Origin of the sequence: Desertimonas flava (assembly GCF_003426815.1) — a bacterium.
In the GTDB taxonomy this organism is placed as follows: domain Bacteria; phylum Actinomycetota; class Acidimicrobiia; order Acidimicrobiales; family Ilumatobacteraceae; genus Desertimonas; species Desertimonas flava.
The window spans coordinates 1-17323 of sequence record NZ_QKYK01000054.1 but is presented as its reverse complement, the minus strand read 5'-3'; the positions used below and the strand labels follow the sequence as shown (position 1 = coordinate 17323).

The following is a 17323-nucleotide window of genomic DNA, read 5'->3' as shown; positions in this document are numbered from 1 at the left end:
ACCGCTGCGAAATCCACCACGTCGACCCGTTCGGACCACCCACCAACGGCACCACCAACCTCGACAAACTCATCCCCACCTGTCAACACCACCACCACCGCATCCACGACCACCACCTCCAACTCTCACTCGACCCGGCCACCCGCACCCTGACCGTCACCCACCCCGACGGCCACCAAGAACTCCACCCCCACCACGACCGCCGACGACGACGAACCAGCGCCGACCCCGGCACCCTCACCAAAACCGCCTAACCAACCACCACCCAGCCACCCCGACACGCCCCCACACCCCCCACGACGGTGAGTCGCTCCCGGGGAACCCCGACCGGTCGGCACCGCCGACCCGAACCCGAGCACCGGCGAACCGAACACCCACCCCATCAAGGCCGACCGACGAGTGTCAACAGCGGTCGAAAATTGACCCCCTTTCGGCGGGTGAAAGTTGACCCCTCTGGGGCGGGTCGGTGTCAGTCGGTGTTGTCGGTGGGCACTCTCCCGAGGTCGCGGTCTTTGAGGCGGTAGCTGTCGCCTTTGAGGGAGACGACTTCGGCGTGGTGCACGAGACGGTCGATCATGGCGGCGGCGACGACGGGGTCGCCGAACACTTCGCCCCAGCGGCCGAACGGCTTGTTGCTGGTGACGATGACGCTGGCTCTCTCGTAGCGGGCCGAGACCAACTGGAAGAACAGGTTGGCCGCTTCGGCTTCGAAGGGGATGTAGCCGACTTCGTCGACGACGACCAGTGGGTAGCGGCCCAAGCGGCGGAGCTCGTCATGCAAGCGGCCGGCGTGGTGGGCATCCGCGAGCCGGTCGACCCACTCGGCGGCGGTGGCGTAGGCGACGCGGTGGCCGGCTTGGCAGGCTCGGATGGACAGGCCGATCGCCAGGTGGGTTTTGCCGGTGCCGGGCGGGCCTAAGAACACGACGTTGTCGCGGGCGGCGATGAAGTCCAATGCGCCGAGGTGGGCGATGACGTCACGCTTCAAGGAGCGTTGGTGGTCGAAGTCGAACTCCTCGAGGGTCTTGCGGGCCGGGAACCGGGCGGCGCGGATGCGGATCTCACCGCCGTTGGTCTGACGGGCAGCGACCTCGCGTTCCAGGCAGGCGGTCAAGAACTCGAGGTGGGTCCAGTCCTCGCTGCGGGCCCGTTCGGCGAGTCGTTCAACGGCTTGGGCCATCGCGGGGGCCTTGAGTGCTCGGCACAGGTAAGCGAGATCGGCCGCCGGCCGCGACGTCGTCTTGGTGGCCATCAGCCGGCCTCGCCGATGCGGTCATACACGCTCAGGTCTCGTTCTTCGACGAACGTGTCAGCGGCCGGTTGCTCGGCCAGCCGCGCTTCGAGACGCATCGCTCTCAGGGCTCGCATGTGCTCGGCCAGGATCAACGTCTGATGCTTTGCCAGGCAGCGGCGGTGACGGGCGACTTCGGTGCCGTCACAGGTGGCGACGACCTCATCGAGCGTGACTCGCACGTCGACACGACGGCCGACGAAACGCGGGTTGATCGAGTAGTCGTTGGTGTCGACCCGCACGAAATCACGCGGCAACCGGACCGTGAACCGCCAGGCGGGGTCGGGCAGCACCGGCGGGAACGGCAACATCGACCCGCGGTCCTCGAAGATCGCTTCGGCTGGGCGTTGTTTCGTCGTGGCGTGGATCCGCATGTTTGCCCGGCGCAGCCAGCCCGTGAACTGCGAGTTGAAATCGGCGACGTCATCGAAGCGGCGACCAGGCAGGAAGCTGCGCTCGTAGTAGTCGTGGAGCCGCTCGACGACACCTTTGGCTTCGGGGTCGGCCGGCGCGCACAACTTCACGGCGACGCCGAGCGTGCCGCGGAACGCCTGGAACTCGCCGGTCAGACGTTGACGGCCTTGACGCCATTGGCCGATGCAGCCCTCCTGATCCCACACGAACAGCCGTGGCAGCCCGCCGATGCCGGCGAGGACCTGCAACATGCCCGCCAACACGTCATGAGCGGCACGGGTGGGGACCATCCAGCCGCCATGCAGCCGAGAGAACCCCGACACACCGTTGACGACCCACAACCTGTCGAGCTGGCCGAACCCGACAGGGATCTCCACATCGGGCTGCCACAGATCCCACTGCATCAACTCGCCGGGCCGATAGCTCGTGCGTTGCGCCGGATCCGGCGGCAGAAACAACGGGCGTAGCTCGCGGACCCGTTCGTTGAGGATCGTCATCCCGTGCTCCCAGCCGATCCGCTCCGCGATCACGACCGTCGGCATCGACGGGAACTCGCGCAACAACTCACGAATGGCCGGTTCGACAGCGTCGACAAGCGATCCCGACCGGGCCCGCTCATACTTCGGTGGCGCCTGACTCCGCAGCGCCGCCCGCACCGTGTTCCGAGCAAGCCCCGTGCGCCGCACGATCGCTTTGATGCTCAACTTCTCTGCTCGATGAAGCCGGCGAACCTCCGCCCAGTCCTCCACGTCGATCATCCTCCAAACCCCCTGACTCCCATCGCGCCAGGGAACGAGATCCAGCACATCCAGTGGTGGACCCACCAGGAGGGGGGTCAAATTTCGGCCGTCGATAAAGGGTCAGTTTTCACCCGTCGCTGACACCGACGAGAGCGACACACTGGCCGAACCCGACACCCAACGAGCAGCAAGACGGCCCGTCGGAACTCTCCAGAATCGCCCGTCGCCCACGAGCGCCACGAAGCGACCGAACCCGACGACCGGCGAACCGAACACCTACCCCCATCAAGGCCAATCCGCGATCGCCACGAAACGACCCAACCCCGAGTACCGGTGAACAGCAAGACGGCCCATCGGGACTCTCCAGAATCGCCCCGTCGCGCACGAGAGCCACCGCCACCCCGGACCCGACGACCGGCGAACCCGAGCACCCACCCCAATCAAGGCCAACCGACGAAAGCCACGAAGCGACCAGACCCGGCGCACAGCGACCAGGAAGACGGCCCCCCGGGAACCCTCCAGAAGCGCACGCACCTTCGGCACCGCCGACCCGAACCCGGATCCTGGCGAACCGAGCACCCACCCCATCGAGGCCAACCGACGAGAGCCACGGAGCGACCACTCCCGTCGCACACCGAGCAGCCGTCCACCCTCGACGCTTCGACGACGTCGATTACCCCCTCCCCGACAGCGAGCCATCGACGCCCTCCGGGTCTCAGGATTCGGCCGGTGCCTCCTGCACGGCGACGCCCTGGAACGTCCAGCCGAGGAACTTCGGCACGTTCGCCAGGTACGAGGTCTCCAGCTCGACGATGTGCATCCCGGCGCCGTCGATGACGGCGGGGATGTCACGGTCGAGGTGGCACCCACACGCCACGCGGCGCTGGATGCCGTTGAGCCGGTGCTGCCACCGCCGAACGTCAGGGTCCGGCGACCGGCCGTGCTCGACGAAGTGGAACGTGCCGCCCGGTCGGAGCACGCGGGCGACCTCGCGAACGGCGGCGGCCGGGTCCGGGATGCTGCACAGCGTCCAGGTCGACAGCGCGGCATCGACGGAGTCGTCGGGAAGATCGAGCACCTGCCCATCGAGCCCGACGAACTCCACCTCGCACGCCGCCTCAGCGATACGGTCGGCGGCCAGCGACCGGCCACGCTGCATCGGATCCACGGCGAGCACGCGTCGAACCGACGGCGGCATGTGAGGAAGGTTGAGCCCCGAGCCGAACCCGAGCTCGAGAACGTCACCGGCCAGCGGCGCGCACACGACCGCCCGGATCCGCCGGTTGTCGGGCGTGTTGCATGCCCGGTTCATCAGGCGCGGAAAGATCCGCTCGGCGTAGAACCCCACCCGACGAGTGTCGCGCGCCTGATCGACCTGAGGGCTACGCCCCGACGGTCGTGGTGGTTGTCGGACTCGCCGGCGGAAGCTGGAGCGTCTGCCCTGCTTCGATGTCGTCGGGGTTGACGATGCCGTTCAACGTGGCGAGCGCGTTGACGTCGACGTGGAATCGGGCGGCGATGGCCGACAGGGTGTCGCCCTCCTGAATCACGTACGAGGTGGGGATCGTCGTCGTGGTGCTCGACGCCAGGGTGACGAGCGCGTTGCTGGGTACCCGAGGCATCGTCGAGCCGCCCTCGCCATCGGACTGCCCGCACGCACCGACGGCGATGGCGACACCCACGGACAGCGCCGACATCGCGGCTCGCCTCCCCAGGTGCCACTCGCTTCGTCTCCCGACGCGCACGTCACGAGTGTCGCGCACCGACACCGTCCGGTGGTCGCGGCCGGCGACCACCGGGCGGCGCGTCAATCGAGGTGGAACACGCGTGTCAATCGAGGTGGAACACCGTGTCAATCGAGGTGGAACACCGTGTCAATCGAGGTGGAACACCGTGTCAATCGAGGTGGAACACCGTGTCAATCGAGGTGGAACACCGTGTCAATCGAGGTGGAACACCTCGGCCAACTGCTCCATCATCGTGTCGGCGGCCCGCTCGTTGTCGCCGCCGGCCGCACCATCACTCGCCGCGGCGAAGTAAGGCGCCATCGCCTCCTGCCACCGGGCGTTCACCTCCTCGCCCGCCATGCCGGCGAGCGCCTCATCGAACGCCCCATCCACCTCGACGTAGCCGAACAGCGTCCCGTCGTCGCGGAGGAACAGCGAGTAGTTGCGCCACCCGTGCCTGGACAGCGCCTCCAGCATCTCCGGCCAGACCGCCGCATGGGCGGCCCGATAGTCGTCGAGACGATCGGGCCGCACCTGCAGGACGAAACCGACCCGGGTCACTCGCCCGCGGTCGTCGCCGTCGCCATGTCGGAGCCCGCACCTGTGTCAGCGGCACCTGTGTCAGCGGGCGCCGACGACTCGCCGATGTTGTCGGCGTTGTACACCGTGAACGGCCCCATCAGGACCCGCAACCCGTTGTCCCGCGTCGGGTCGGCCTCGATGGTGTAGGTCCCCATCCGGCCGGCCTCGAACGCCACGCCCTCCTCGGCCGTGATCTGGTCGGTCGCCAGTCCGTAGGCCACGTAGTACGTGAGGTACCCGAGGTCGACGAAGCTCCAGAGGGCGAACTCCGGTGCGCAGCCGTTCTCGGTGTACGTCCGCATCTCGTCGGGCAGACCGAGGCCGGACACCTTGACGTCCTCGCACAGACCCTCGTCCTGCATCGCCTTGGCCGCGGCCGCGATCCCGACCGTGGTGGGCGACATGATCAGGCCGAGGTCGGGGTACTGGTCGACGAGCGCCAGCGCCTGGTTGTAGGACTCCTCCGACTCGTCGTTGCCGTACACCGTGTCGACGATCTCGATGTTCGAGTAGTCGTCGCCGGCCATCACCTCGTTGAACGCCTCGATCCAGGCGTTCTGGTTGGCGGCGTCCGGCGATGCCGACAGGATGGCCAACTGGCCGCCGTCGTCGCCGAGGATGCTGCGGGCCATGTCGGCCATCACCTGGCCCGTCTCGTCGAAGTCGACCTGGGCGACGAACACGTCCTCGCCCTCGCCCGACGGGATCGGCGAGTCCCACGTCACCACGTGGACGCCGGCCTCGGTGGCCGCCTCGACCGCCGGGCCGATCTGGTCGCCGGCGTTGTTCGAGAGCATCACCGCGTCGACACCCTGCGTCGCCGCGTTGGTCATGATCTCGATCTGACCGTCGATGCTGTTCTCCGCCGTCGGACCGAGGAACTCGGCCGGCTCGGTGCCGAGCTCGGCCGCCGCCTCCTGGGCGCCCTGATTCGCCTGGTCGAACACGGCGATACCGGTGAACTTGGGCAACAGGATCGACGAGAACTCCAATCCCGGCTCGAGTGCGACGGCCTCGCCGGACGCGGCGGCCGTCCCGTCAGCCGCGGCGGTGTCCCCCGACCCGCCGGTGTCGGACGGCTCGGTGGTCGCCCCGGCGGTGAGGCTGCTCCCCGCCGCCAGTCCGAAGACCGAGACGGCGATCGCCCCCACTGTGATTCGCTTGCGCATGGTTCCCCCTTGGGTGGTGCTGGCCTGGTTCACGGCCTGATTTGATGACGACTGGTTGATGACGATCTGCATGTCGGCGTCACGACGGACTCCCGAGCGTCGACCCGACGACGTCGCCCGACTCGACCGGCGCCAGGCGGTCCCACCGGAGCCGTAGGCGGTCGAGGGCGTTGCGGGCGAGCACCGACACGATGAGGATCCCGCCGACGATGCCGGTCTGGGTGTTGCTGTCCACGTTGGCGAGGCCGAGCCCGTTGCGCAGGTTGAGGATGATGAGGATGGCCAGCCCGACGCCGAGCATCGTGCCCGAGCCCCCGAAGATGCTCACCCCGCCGAGCAGGACCATCGTGATGATGTCCAGCTCGAACCCCTCGGCGAGATCGCCGCGGACCGCGCCGCGACTCGCCGCGTACACCAACCCGGCGAAGGCGGCGACGGTTCCGGAAGCCGCGAACAGCCCGATGCGGATGCGGTCGACGCGCACACCGCTGTAGCGCGCCACCTCGGCGTTGTCGCCGAGCACGAGCAGACGCCGCCCGAGCGCCGTGCGCCCGAGGACGATGCCGGCGACGACGATCCCGGCGAAGAACACCATGACCGACAGCGGCAGCGGCCCCACCAGGTTGCGCTGCCCGAGACGTTCGAACCACGACGGGAAGTCCCCGTACGACTTGTCCTCGACGAACACCCGAGCCGCGCCGCGGAGACCGATCAGCCCGGCCAGCGTGACCACGAGCGAAGGTAGGCCGAGCTTGGCAACGCACCATCCCTGCAGCAGCCCGGCGAGCGTGCCGACACCGATCGCCACGACGATGGCGATCACGAACGGGACCGATCCGCCGTCGTGGAGCTTGGCGAGCACCGCCGCGCTCAGCCCCATCGTCGACGCCACCGACAGGTCGATCTCGCCGGCGACGATGACGAACGTCATGATCACGGCGACGATCACCTTCTCGATCGACAGCTCGAACAGGTTCACGAGGTTGTCGACGCCGAGGTAGTTGGTCGACTCGGCGATGTTGTAGACGATCGTCACCACGAGGATGGCGAGCAGCAGCGTCTCCCACGGCCGTCGCCGGGCCACGTCGCGTACGTCGGGGATCGCACTCATGGCGACGCTCCCGTGGCGAGCAGGGTCGGCGGTCCGCTGTCGGCGGCGATGATCGGCCGGCGGGCGGTGAGGCGGTTGGTGATGACGCCGTCGACCACCACGGCCAGCAGGATGAGGATGCCGAGCACGGCGTCGCGCATGAACTCGCTGACCTCCGGGACGCGCCCGAGGCTCTGGTCGAGCAGCCCGATCAGCGCCGCACCGAACAGCGCACCGACGACGGTGCCCGACCCGCCGAGCGTGCTGACGCCGCCGACGACCGCGGCGGCGATCGCCTCGAGCTCGAGGCCCCGCCCGGCCGTCACGGTGATCGTGCCGAAGCGGGCGAGGAAGAGGAACCCGCCGAGGCCGGCGAGGGCCCCGCACGCCACGAAGGCGACGACCGTGATGCGCCGCTCGGGGAGACCGGCCTGGCGAGCGGCCTCGGCGTTGGACCCGACGGCGTAGAGCATCCGCCCGGCCCGCAACCAGCCGAGCACGAACTGCAGGGCCACCACCACCACGACGGCGAGCAGGAACATCGTGCGCAGCTCGTAGTCACCGAAGGAGACCACCGTGGAGCGCGGCAGGTCGACCACCCACGACGGCAGCGAGTCGGCCGTGATCGTCCGGGCGTCGCCGAAGCTGATCAGCCACGTGCGGTAGATCGCCAGCGTGCCGAGCGTGACGATGATCGACGGGATGCGCCCGTAGGCGACGATCACGCCGTTGATCAGGCCGAGCAGGGCGCCGATCCCCACGGCGATCAACACGGCGACCACCGAGTTGGTGCCGCCGTGGTTGCCGAGGATGTCGCCCGTGACGTAGGCGCTGACGCCGGCGATCGACCCGATCGACAGGTCGATGTTGCGCGTGAGGATCACGAGCGACTGCCCGGCGGCGAGGACAGCGGTGATCGCCACACCCTGGGTGACGCGATTGACGAAGCGGGCCGACAGGTAGTTGTCGACGAGCAGCCAGAAGGCGATGACCGTCACGACGATCAGCAGCAGCAGCGTCAGCTCCTTGAGCCGCTCGGGCCGTATTCGAGTCCCACTCACAGCGCCGCACTCCTCCCACAGCGTGCTGCATCCTGAGCGGCGCGGGCGTCGGATCCGGTCGGCACCTGTGCCGCGTTGCGACTCCGTCGCGGGGTTCGGGGGGCGGTAGCCCTCCGATGCGGCGGCCGCGCCGGCTTTGCCGGCCGCCGCCATGAGTTGGGTGCGGCGAAGCCGCTCCTCGAAACCCTCATCGCTTCACCATCGCCGCCATGACCGTCTCCGGATCCGCTTCGTCGTGGGCGAACTCGCCGCGCACCCGGCCCTCGCGCATCACGATGATCCGATCGCTCATCGCCAGCACCTCGGGCAGATCGGATGAGATGAGGACCACGGCGATGCCCTCTCGGGCCAGGTCGTCGACCAATTGGTGAACGTCAGCCTTGGCGCCGACGTCGATCCCTCGTGTCGGCTCGTCGAGGATCAGCACCCGCGGCGCGACGTTGAGCCACTTGGCGAGCATCGTCTTTTGCTGGTTGCCGCCCGACAGGTTCCCGACCGGCGTGTCGAGCGTCGCCGTGCGAATGCTCAGCCGGTCGCGGAACGTCGACGCCGTGCGCTGCTCGGCCCGGCGGTCGACGAGGCCGAAGCGTCCGCGGAACGAGCCGATGCGCGGCAGCGTGATGTTGGACGTCACGCTCTGCGGCAAGGAGAGACCGAGGCGACGTCGATCCTCGGTCAGGTAGGCGATACCAGTGGCCAGCGCATCGCTCGGCCCGGCGATCCGCCGCGCGCTCCCGTCCACCTCGATCGTGCCGGAGTCGGCCGGGGCGATCCCGAACAGGGCGAGTCCGACGTCGGTGCGACCGGCCCCGACCAGTCCGGCGAACCCCACCACCTCGCCGGCGCGCACGTCGAAACTCACACCTTCGAACGTGCCGCTGCGGCTGAGATCGGTGACGCGCAGGGCGACTTCGCCCGGGGCGTGCCGGGTGCGCACGAAGAAGTCGGCGACCTCGCGCCCGACCATCTCGCGAACGAGGAGGTCCTCGGTCATCTCCGCCGCCGGTCGCGAGGAGATGCGGCGGCCGTCGCGGAACACCGTGATGCGATCGGCGATGCGGAAGACCTCGTCGAGGCGATGGCTGATGAAGAGCACGGCAACGCCGCGCTCGCGCAGCCGGTCGACCTGCCGGAACAGCAGCTGGGCCTCGTGCGCCGACAGGGACGCCGTCGGCTCGTCCATGATCAGCACCCGAGCATCGAGGGAGATCGCCTTGGCGATCTCGACCGCCTGCTGCGCGCCCACCGTCAACGTCTTGGCGGGCGCCCGCGGGTCGAGGTCGATGTCGAGCGAGCGGAGGATCGCCGCCGCCTCGTCGTACATGCGCCGCCAGCGCATCAGGCGGCCACGCCCGCGATGGGCCATGAAGATGTTCTCGGCCACGCTCAGATCGGGGAAGATCATCGGCTCCTGGTAGATCGCCACGACGCCCCGGCGTTGTGCGTCGGCCGCCGACCCGAGCGTGACGGCGACGCCGTCGATCGAGATCTCGCCGGCGTCGGGCCGATGGACGCCGGTCATCGTCTTGATCAACGTCGACTTGCCGGCGCCGTTCTCGCCCACGAGGGCGTGGACCTCGCCGGCGTAGAGCTCGATGCCGGCGCGGTCGAGCGCCCGGGTGGCACCGAACTGCTTGGAGACGTCGGCCAGCGTCATCACCGGCCGGCGCTGCTCACCGCCCGCCGCCGACTCGCGGGGCGCGCCGATGGGGCCGGTCGCCACGTCGCCGACGACGTCGATCGCCCCCATCTCTCTCCCTCTGTCTCGCGGTCCCTGCCGGCGGGACCCCGTTCCCGCCCGATCGCCACCGCAGCACGCACCCGGCGTGTGCATTCGTGGCCGAAGTTGAGCTATCGCACAGGATCGTACACAGCACCGGCGGAGCGGCGCAAGGGTCGGCGCGGTGGTCAGACGATCTGCACCGAGTCGCGGTAGGGATCGAGCATGGCGTCCCTCGCGTCGAGCTCGGTGACGAGCACGCCGATGCGATCGAGCGAGAAGCAGCGTGCCGGCGCCCGGTGCCCGAGCTTCGACGAATCGACGGCAAGGACGATCTCGGCGGCCGCGTCGGCGAGCGCCAGCTTGACCTCGGCGTCGAGCAACGTCGACTCGCTCGACCCGAGCTGCGGGTCGAGCGCCGAGGCGCTGACGAACAGGCGGCGCAACATCACGTCGTTCGTCGCCCGCGTCGCGAGCGGACCGACGAGGCTCCCCGTCGACTCGTCGAGCGCCCCGCCCGTCAGCAGCGCCGTGACCCCGCCGTGGTCCTGCAGGGCGCGGAAGGCGTCGAGCCCGTTCGTCAGCACCGTGAGATTGCGCGCCGGCGCCAAGCGCGCCGCCAAGCGCTGCAACGTCGACGAGGCGTCGATGCCGATCGCCCCGCCCTGGCCCACGAGGTCGAGCAGCTTGTCGGCGATGCGACCCTTGGCCCGGCTGTGCTGTTCGGCGCGGGCGGCGAACTGCTGCGGCCCGACGGCGACGGCACCACCGCGCACACGGTGGGCGACGCCCTCGTCCACGAGGAGGTCGAGATCGCGGCGGATCGTCATCTCGCTGACGGCGAGCTCGCCGGCGAGATCCATCACGCGCACGCGGCCGTCGACGTCGAGCCGGGAACGGATCATCTCCAGCCGCTGCATGCTCTCGAGGTTCATCAGCTGCCCACTTTCGTCGGTTCGACCGGCGTAGTCCCCAACGAGACGGAGAGCGCGGCGCGGACGTGTTCTCGCAGCCAGAGATTCTGGGCGCGAAAGTCGTACTGCGCCGCCCCCGTGTCAGGATCGACCGGCATGTACGGCGGCGGGCCCACCTCGCACGTGAGCGTCATCGTGGTCCGTCCGGCCGCGGCGAGATGGTCGCGGATCTGCGTCCACCAGCCGACGTGTGCATCGAGCTCGCGCGTCCAGAGCGGATTGGCCGGGTCGGGCACCTGCGCTGACTGGGCCCAGCCCACGCGCAGATGCGTGTGACGGGTCCTGGCGAGCGCCACGGCCAGGGCGTCGGCCTGATCGTCGAGCAACGTCTCCGACACGCACGCCCAGTGCGACAGGTCGGCGGTGAGGTAGAGGTCGGGGCGCCGGGCCAGGTAGTCGGCCGTCACCGCGGCGGCATAGGGAAAGCGGCTGCGGTGGGTCTCGTGCAGCACCTCGACGCCGAGCATCCCGGCGGCTTCCGACGCGATGTCGAGGAGGGGATCGATGCGGGACGACGGCCAGAAGTCCCGTCCGGTGTGCGAGTTGACGAGGACCGGCTCGAGCTCCCCGGCGCGCAGCAGGTTGTCCCGCAGCCGGCGCCGGCACGTGGCGTCGTCGCCGTCCGCCTCGTACTGGTGGGCGACGCAGGAGAGCCCGGCGGCCTCGATCGCCCGGCGCAGCCGCCGGCGCTCGGCATCGCCGGTCGGGACGAACGTCTCGATCCCGTCGTAACCGGCGGCTGCCACCTCGTCGACCATCGCCTCCACGCCATTGGCGTCGCGTCCCCACCAGGCCGCGAAGAACGACAGGCGCACGGCTCGACCACTCACACCCGGCGACGCCGCTCAGACGGCGACGGCGCTGTAGACGAGCGGATTCTGGGTGTCGTCGTCGAGGCGGTCACCGATCGACAGGGCGGCCACCTGCTCGTCGGTGAGGATGTTCTGCTGGCCGTTGAACACCGCCCCGTCGGGCATGAAGGCGCACGTCATCGCCCGGCGGGCCCGGCTCGTCATGTTCGCCCCGGCCCCGTGGATCGTCATGCCGTTGTGGAACGAGCAGCTCCCCGCCTTCATCGCCGCCTGGAACGGCGTGGCCGTCCGGTAGTCCGGATACATCTCGAAGATGGCGTCGAGGTTGCGGGTGATGCCGGGGTTGTCGAACGTCGTCGTCAGGTGCGATCCGGGGAAGAAGTACAGGCAACCGTTCTCGGGCGTGGCGTCGTCGAGGGCGATCCAGATCGAAATCGCCCGGCGGTCGCTGAACGACCAGAACGGTGTGTCGAGATGGAAGCCCGTGGGGTTCGCCCACGGCTGCTTGATCAGCGCCTGGTCGTGCCAGACCCGCAGCCCGTCGACACCGGCCAGCCGCCCGGCCATCTCGCCGATGCGCTCGTCGAGGATGAGCGCCCGCATCGCCTCGTTGGTCTGCCACAGGTTGAGCAGCTGGTCGAACACCTTGCCGTAGAAGTCGGCGTCGGGGTTGATGCCGTCGTCCTCACCGATGAGCACGTCCTGGTTCGCGAATTTGCGGCCGTTGCGCTCGGCGACGGCGACGCCCACGGTGTGGCGCCAGGTCTCCAGTTCGTCGGCGTCGAGGAAGTCCTCGATCACGACGAACCCGTCCCTCCGGTACGACTCGATCTCCTGGATCGTCAACTCACTGCGCACGTGCGACCCCCAAGCCGTCCTTGCGTCGAATGTTTGCTCCTGTGATAATTGCCAAGTTCTCACAGATCGTCAAGGGGGAGGATCGATGGTCACGTTCGATGAGATCAGGACCGACCTGGAGCGCCAGCGGATCGAGCTCCCGTCGTGGGCGTTCGGCAACTCGGGGACCCGCTTCAAGGTCTTCGCCCAGGCCGGCGTGCCGCGCGATCCGTTCGAGAAGATCGCCGACGCCGCCCAGGTGCACCTGCACACGGGCCTCGCCCCCACCGTCGCCCTGCACATCCCGTGGGACCTCGTCGACGACTTCGACAAGCTGCGCCGCCACGCCGAGGATCACGGCGTCGGGCTCGGGACGATCAACACCAACACGTTCCAGGACGACGACTACATGCTCGGCAGCCTGTGCCACGCCGACGAGCGGATCCGCGCCAAGGCAATCCGCCACGCCGTCGACTGCGTCGACATCATGGACGTGACGGGCAGCCGCGACCTCAAGGTGTGGCTGCCCGACGGACTCAACTACCCCGGTCAGGCCGACCTCCGCGACCGCCAAGACCGCCTCGCCGACTCGCTGGCGCAGATCTACGCCCGGCTCGGCGACCACCAGCGGCTCGTGCTCGAGTACAAGTTCTTCGAGCCGGCGTTCTACGCCACCGACGTCCCCGACTGGGGCACGGCGTACGTGCAGTGCGCAGCCCTCGGCGATCGCGCCGTCGTCTGTCTCGACACCGGCCACCACGCGCCGGGCACGAACATCGAGTTCATCGTCATGCAGCTGCTCCGCCTCGGCAAGCTCGGCGCCTTCGACTTCAACTCCCGCTTCTACGCCGACGACGACCTCATCGTCGGCGCGGCCGACCCGTTCCAGCTGTTCCGCATCCTCGTCGAGGTCGTGCGCGGTGGCGGCTACGCGAGCGACGATCTCAACTTCATGCTCGACCAGTGCCACAACATCGAGGCCAAGATCCCCGGGCAGATCCGTTCCGTCCTCAACGTGCAGGAGATGACGGCCCGCGCCCTACTCGTCGACCGCGCGGCGCTGGCCGAAGCGGAGCGGGCGGGCGACGTGCTGGCCGGCAACGGGGTGCTGATGGACGCCTTCTACACCGACGTGCGAGCCGATCTCGCCGACTGGCGAGCGGGACGGGGGCTCCCGCCCGACCCGATGGCGGCGTACGCGGCGAGCGGCTATGGCGATCGCATCGCCGCCGACCGGGTCGGCGGGACCCAAGCGGGGTGGGGCGCGTGAACCCGGCAGTCCGCGAGCTGCTCGATCGCTCCAACCGCCTCGGCGCCGACCCGCGCAACACCAACTACGCCGGCGGCAACACGTCGGCCAAGGGCACCGACGTCGACCCGGCGACCGGTACCGAGGTCGAGTTGATGTGGGTGAAGGGGTCGGGCGGCGACCTCGGCACGCTCACCGAGTCGGGGCTCGCCGTGCTGCGGCTCGACCGCATGCGCGCTCTCGTCGACGTCTACCCCGGCGAAGAGCGCGAGGACGAGATGGTGGCGGCTTTCGACTACTGCCTGCACGGCCGCGGCGGCGCGGCGCCGTCGATCGACACGGCGATGCACGGGCTCGTCACGGCGTCGCACGTCGATCACCTGCACCCCGACAGCGGCATCGCCATCGCCACCGCAGCCGACGGCGAACAGCTCACCAAGGACATCTTCGGCGGCAAGGTGGTGTGGGTGCCGTGGCGCCGGCCCGGGTTCCAACTCGGCCTCGACATCGCCGCCGTGCACGACGCCAACCCCGGAGCCGTCGGCGTGATCCTCGGCGGCCACGGCATCACGGCGTGGGGAGCCACCAGCGCCGAGGCCGAGCAGCACAGCCGGTGGATCATCGAGACGGCGCAGGCCTACCTCGACGAGCACGGCAAGGCCGAGCCGTTCGGCGCCGTGGTGAACGATCGCCGCCCGCTGCCCGACACCGAGCGCCGGGCCAAGGCCGCCGCCCTCGCTCCCCATCTCCGCGCCGTGGCGTCGCGGGACCTGCGGATGATCGGTCACTTCACCGATGCCGACGTCGTGCTCGACTTCCTCGCCTCGGAGAAGCTCTTCGACCTCGCCGCCCTCGGGACGTCGTGCCCCGATCACTTCCTGCGCACCAAGGTCCGCCCGCTCGTGCTCGACCTGCCCGCCGACGCGCCGATCGGCGACTGCGTCGCCCGTCTCGCCGAACTGCACGAGGAGTACCGGGCGGACTACGAGGCCTACTACCGGCGTCACGCCGTCGCCGACTCACCGGCGATGCGCGGCGCCGACCCGGCCATCGTCCTCGTCCCCGGCGTCGGGATGTTCTCCTACGGCAAGGACAAGCAGACCGCTCGCGTCGCCGGCGAGTTCTACGTCAACGCGATCAACGTGATGCGGGGCGCCGAAGCCGTGTCGACATATGCGCCGATCCCCGAGGCCGAGAAGTTCCGCATCGAGTACTGGCTCCTCGAGGAGGCCAAGCTGCAGCGGCTCCCCAAGCCCAAGCGCCACGCCGGACGCATCGCCCTGGTGACCGGAGCGGCGAGCGGCATCGGCCGGGCGATCGCCACCCAGCTGGCCGCGGAGGGCGCCTGCGTCGTCGTCGCCGACCTCGACGCCGAGCGGGCCGCGGGCGCTGCCGCCGGCATCGGCTCGGCCGACGTGGCCGTCGGCGTGGCTGCCGACGTGACCGACCCCGACGCCGTGCGTGCCGCCGTCGACGCCACCCTGCTCGCCTTCGGCGGCATCGACCTGGTGGTCAACAACGCCGGCCTGTCGGTGTCCAAGCCGCTGCTCGAGACCAGCGTCGACGACTGGGATCGCCAGCACGACGTGATGGCCAAGGGCAGCTTCCTCGTCACGCAGGCGGCGGCCCGGGTGATGATCGCCCAGCGGCTGGGCGGCGACGTGATCTACATCGCCTCCAAGAACGCCCAGTTCGCCGGCCCCAACAACGTCGCTTACAGCGCCTCCAAGGCCGATCAGGCCCACCAGGTGCGTCTCCTCGCCGTCGAGCTCGGCGAGCACGGCATCCGGGTGAACGGCATCAACCCCGACGGCGTCGTGCGCGGCAGCGGCATCTTCGCCGGCGGCTGGGGCGCCGAGCGGGCCGCCGTGTACGGCGTGCCGGAGGACGAGCTGGGCGCCTTCTACGCCCAGCGCACCCTGCTCAAGCGCGAGGTCCTCCCCGAGCACGTGGCCCGCGCCGTCGCCGCCGTGTGCTCCGACGAGTTCAGCCACACCACCGGCCTGCTGATCCCCGTCGACGCCGGCGTCGCCGCCGCCTTCTTGCGCTGAGGGCGAGTCCGGTCGTGGCCCCCGACGGAGCGCACAGCCGGTGAGATGACCGTCTTTGCCGCCGTCGACATCGGCGCATCGGGCGGGCGGGTGATGGCCGGCACCGTCGCCGACGGGCGCGTCACGCTCGAGGCCATGCACCGTTTCCCGAACGGCGCACGCCAGGCGGACGGCGACCCGCACCTGCGCTGGGACTTCGAGGCGCTGTCCCGCGGCGTCAGCGACGGCCTGGCCAAGGTGCCCGGCGCGGCATCGATCGGAATCGACACGTGGGCCGTCGACTACGGCCTGCTCGACGCCGACGGCGCCCTGCTCGCCGATCCGATCTCCTACCGCGACGATCGCACCGCACCCGCCATCGATCGCGTCCATGCGCTGATCCCGCCCGACGAGCTGTACCGCCGCAACGGCCTGCAGTTCCTCCCGTTCAACACGATCTACCAACTCGTGGCCGAGCGGGAGGCGGGGACGCTGGCCCGGGCCACCCACGCCGTGATGATCCCCGACCTGATCGCCCACCGATTGACCGGCGAGCTGGCGACCGAGCTCACCAACGCCTCCACCACCGGACTCGTCGACGTGCACACCCAGCAGTGGGCGACCGGCCTGTTCGACCTTCTGGGGATCCCGCCGGCGCTGCTCCCGCCGATCCGACCGCCAGGCACGCAGCGCGGCATCGTCACGGCCGGCGGCCTGGCCGGAACACCGGTCATCTCCGTCGGCTCGCACGACACCGCCTCCGCGGTCGTCGGCGTACCGGCCACGACCGAGCGGTTCGCCTACATCGCCAGCGGCACGTGGTCGCTGGTGGGCCTCGAGTTGCCGGCCCCGGTCGTCACCGACGAGGCGCGGGCCGCCAACTTCACCAACGAGATCGGCGTCGGCGGCCGCACCAGGTTCCTGCGCAACGTCGGCGGGTTGTGGCTCCTCCAGGAGTGCATGCGCACCTGGGGGATCGACGCCGTCGACGTCCTCGTCGAGGGTGCAGCGCGCCTCCCGGCGGGCGGGCCGACGATCGACGCCGACGACCCGGCGTTCATCCCGCCGGGCGACATGCCCGCGCGCATCGCTGCGGCCGCCGGACGGGACATGGATCCCGCCGGGACCACCCGCTGCATCCTCGACTCGCTCGCCGCCGGCTACGCCCGCACGCTCGATCGGGCGCGCGAGCTGGCGGGGCGCGACGTCGACGTCATTCACGTGGTCGGCGGCGGTGCGCAGAACGAGCTGTTGTGCCAGCTCACGGCCGACGCGACGGGTCGCCCGGTGCTCGCCGGTCCGATCGAGGCCACGGCGCTCGGCAACGTGCTCGTCCAGGCCGCGACCCTCGGCGTGGTCGCCGACTCGCTGGAGGCGATGCGGGCGATGGCCGCGGCGTCGACGAGGCTGCGGCGCCACGACCCGGCCTGACCTGACCTGACCTGCGATCGCCCTGCTTCTGGGCGCGGATCGTGCCATTCGGCGATCTGGGCGCGGATCACGACGCTCAGCGTCACTGTTCTGTCGCGCAACATCGGTGACACGTATGTCGCGGAACATGGGTGACAGTTCATGACGTTACCCGGCGGGGTTGGCGGGGGCCGCCGCGGCGTTGGCGGCTGGGTTG

At 69.7% G+C, this 17323-nt stretch carries 15 protein-coding genes and 1 pseudogene; 4 read left to right on the top strand and 12 right to left on the bottom strand.

The features are described from left to right. Positions 1-254: pseudogene (locus DN771_RS28405) on the top strand (hypothetical protein); the annotation flags it as partial. Positions 255-469: 215 nt separating this feature from the next. Here DN771_RS28405 and istB read toward each other — a convergent pair. The 12 genes from istB to DN771_RS28345 all read right to left on the bottom strand — a co-directional run bounded on the left by istB (position 470) and on the right by DN771_RS28345 (position 12438). Next, positions 470-1252: an IS21-like element helper ATPase IstB gene (gene istB, locus DN771_RS28400; RefSeq protein ID WP_117000953.1), complete on the bottom strand. Its 783-nt coding sequence runs from the start codon at positions 1250-1252 to the stop codon at positions 470-472. Further along, entirely contained in the window at positions 1252-2463 is a 1212-nt protein-coding gene (istA, locus tag DN771_RS28395; protein ID WP_205528819.1) for an IS21 family transposase, read from the bottom strand. Before istA ends, istB begins: the two co-directional genes overlap by 1 nt. A 697-nt stretch (positions 2464-3160) precedes the next feature. Continuing rightward, complete coding sequence (locus DN771_RS28390) at positions 3161-3793, bottom strand: class I SAM-dependent methyltransferase (RefSeq protein ID WP_117000952.1); 633 nt, start codon at positions 3791-3793, stop codon at positions 3161-3163. A gap of 34 nt (positions 3794-3827) precedes the next feature. Beyond that, the gene (locus DN771_RS29920; RefSeq protein WP_205528818.1) at positions 3828-4142 is read right to left on the bottom strand and encodes a LysM peptidoglycan-binding domain-containing protein; all 315 of its coding nucleotides are present in this window, start codon (positions 4140-4142) and stop codon (positions 3828-3830) included. 243 nt (positions 4143-4385) lie between these two features. Then, positions 4386-4733 carry an L-rhamnose mutarotase gene (locus DN771_RS28380; RefSeq protein ID WP_117000950.1) on the bottom strand — a complete coding sequence of 116 codons (348 nt, stop codon included), beginning with the start codon at positions 4731-4733 and terminating at the stop codon, positions 4386-4388. Continuing rightward, positions 4730-5923, bottom strand: coding sequence for a substrate-binding domain-containing protein (locus DN771_RS28375; RefSeq protein WP_117000955.1), 1194 nt, complete (start codon positions 5921-5923; stop codon positions 4730-4732). The genes DN771_RS28380 and DN771_RS28375 overlap by 4 nt, the downstream gene beginning before the upstream one ends. A gap of 79 nt (positions 5924-6002) precedes the next feature. Further along, on the bottom strand, positions 6003-7034 hold the full coding sequence (locus DN771_RS28370) for an ABC transporter permease (RefSeq protein ID WP_117000949.1): 1032 nt from the start codon (positions 7032-7034) through the stop codon (positions 6003-6005). Next, positions 7031-8074 (bottom strand): ABC transporter permease, encoded by a 1044-nt coding sequence (locus tag DN771_RS28365; protein WP_205528817.1) that lies wholly within the window; start codon positions 8072-8074, stop codon positions 7031-7033. The genes DN771_RS28370 and DN771_RS28365 overlap by 4 nt, the downstream gene beginning before the upstream one ends. Positions 8075-8261: 187 nt before the next feature. Next, entirely contained in the window at positions 8262-9731 is a 1470-nt protein-coding gene (locus DN771_RS28360) for a sugar ABC transporter ATP-binding protein (protein ID WP_420810947.1), read from the bottom strand. A gap of 251 nt (positions 9732-9982) precedes the next feature. Then, positions 9983-10729, bottom strand: a complete 747-nt coding sequence (locus tag DN771_RS28355; protein WP_117000946.1) for a DeoR/GlpR family DNA-binding transcription regulator — start codon at positions 10727-10729, stop codon at positions 9983-9985. Next, on the bottom strand, positions 10729-11598 hold the full coding sequence (locus DN771_RS28350; protein ID WP_162942523.1) for a sugar phosphate isomerase/epimerase family protein: 870 nt from the start codon (positions 11596-11598) through the stop codon (positions 10729-10731). The genes DN771_RS28355 and DN771_RS28350 overlap by 1 nt, the downstream gene beginning before the upstream one ends. A gap of 15 nt (positions 11599-11613) precedes the next feature. Next, entirely contained in the window at positions 11614-12438 is an 825-nt protein-coding gene (locus tag DN771_RS28345; RefSeq protein WP_117000944.1) for a phytanoyl-CoA dioxygenase family protein, read from the bottom strand. An 85-nt stretch (positions 12439-12523) separates the two neighbouring features. Between DN771_RS28345 and rhaI the strand changes: the two genes are divergently transcribed. The 3 genes from rhaI to DN771_RS28330 are packed head-to-tail and all read left to right on the top strand — an operon-like array spanning position 12524 to position 17127. Next, positions 12524-13687: an L-rhamnose isomerase gene (rhaI, locus tag DN771_RS28340; RefSeq protein ID WP_117000943.1), complete on the top strand. Its 1164-nt coding sequence runs from the start codon at positions 12524-12526 to the stop codon at positions 13685-13687. Further along, a complete protein-coding gene (locus DN771_RS28335) occupies positions 13684-15717 on the top strand; it encodes a bifunctional aldolase/short-chain dehydrogenase (RefSeq protein ID WP_117000954.1) in 2034 nt (677 codons plus the stop codon). Before rhaI ends, DN771_RS28335 begins: the two co-directional genes overlap by 4 nt. A gap of 45 nt (positions 15718-15762) precedes the next feature. Beyond that, positions 15763-17127, top strand: coding sequence for a rhamnulokinase (locus DN771_RS28330; RefSeq protein ID WP_117000942.1), 1365 nt, complete (start codon positions 15763-15765; stop codon positions 17125-17127). Positions 17128-17323 lie beyond the last annotated feature (196 nt).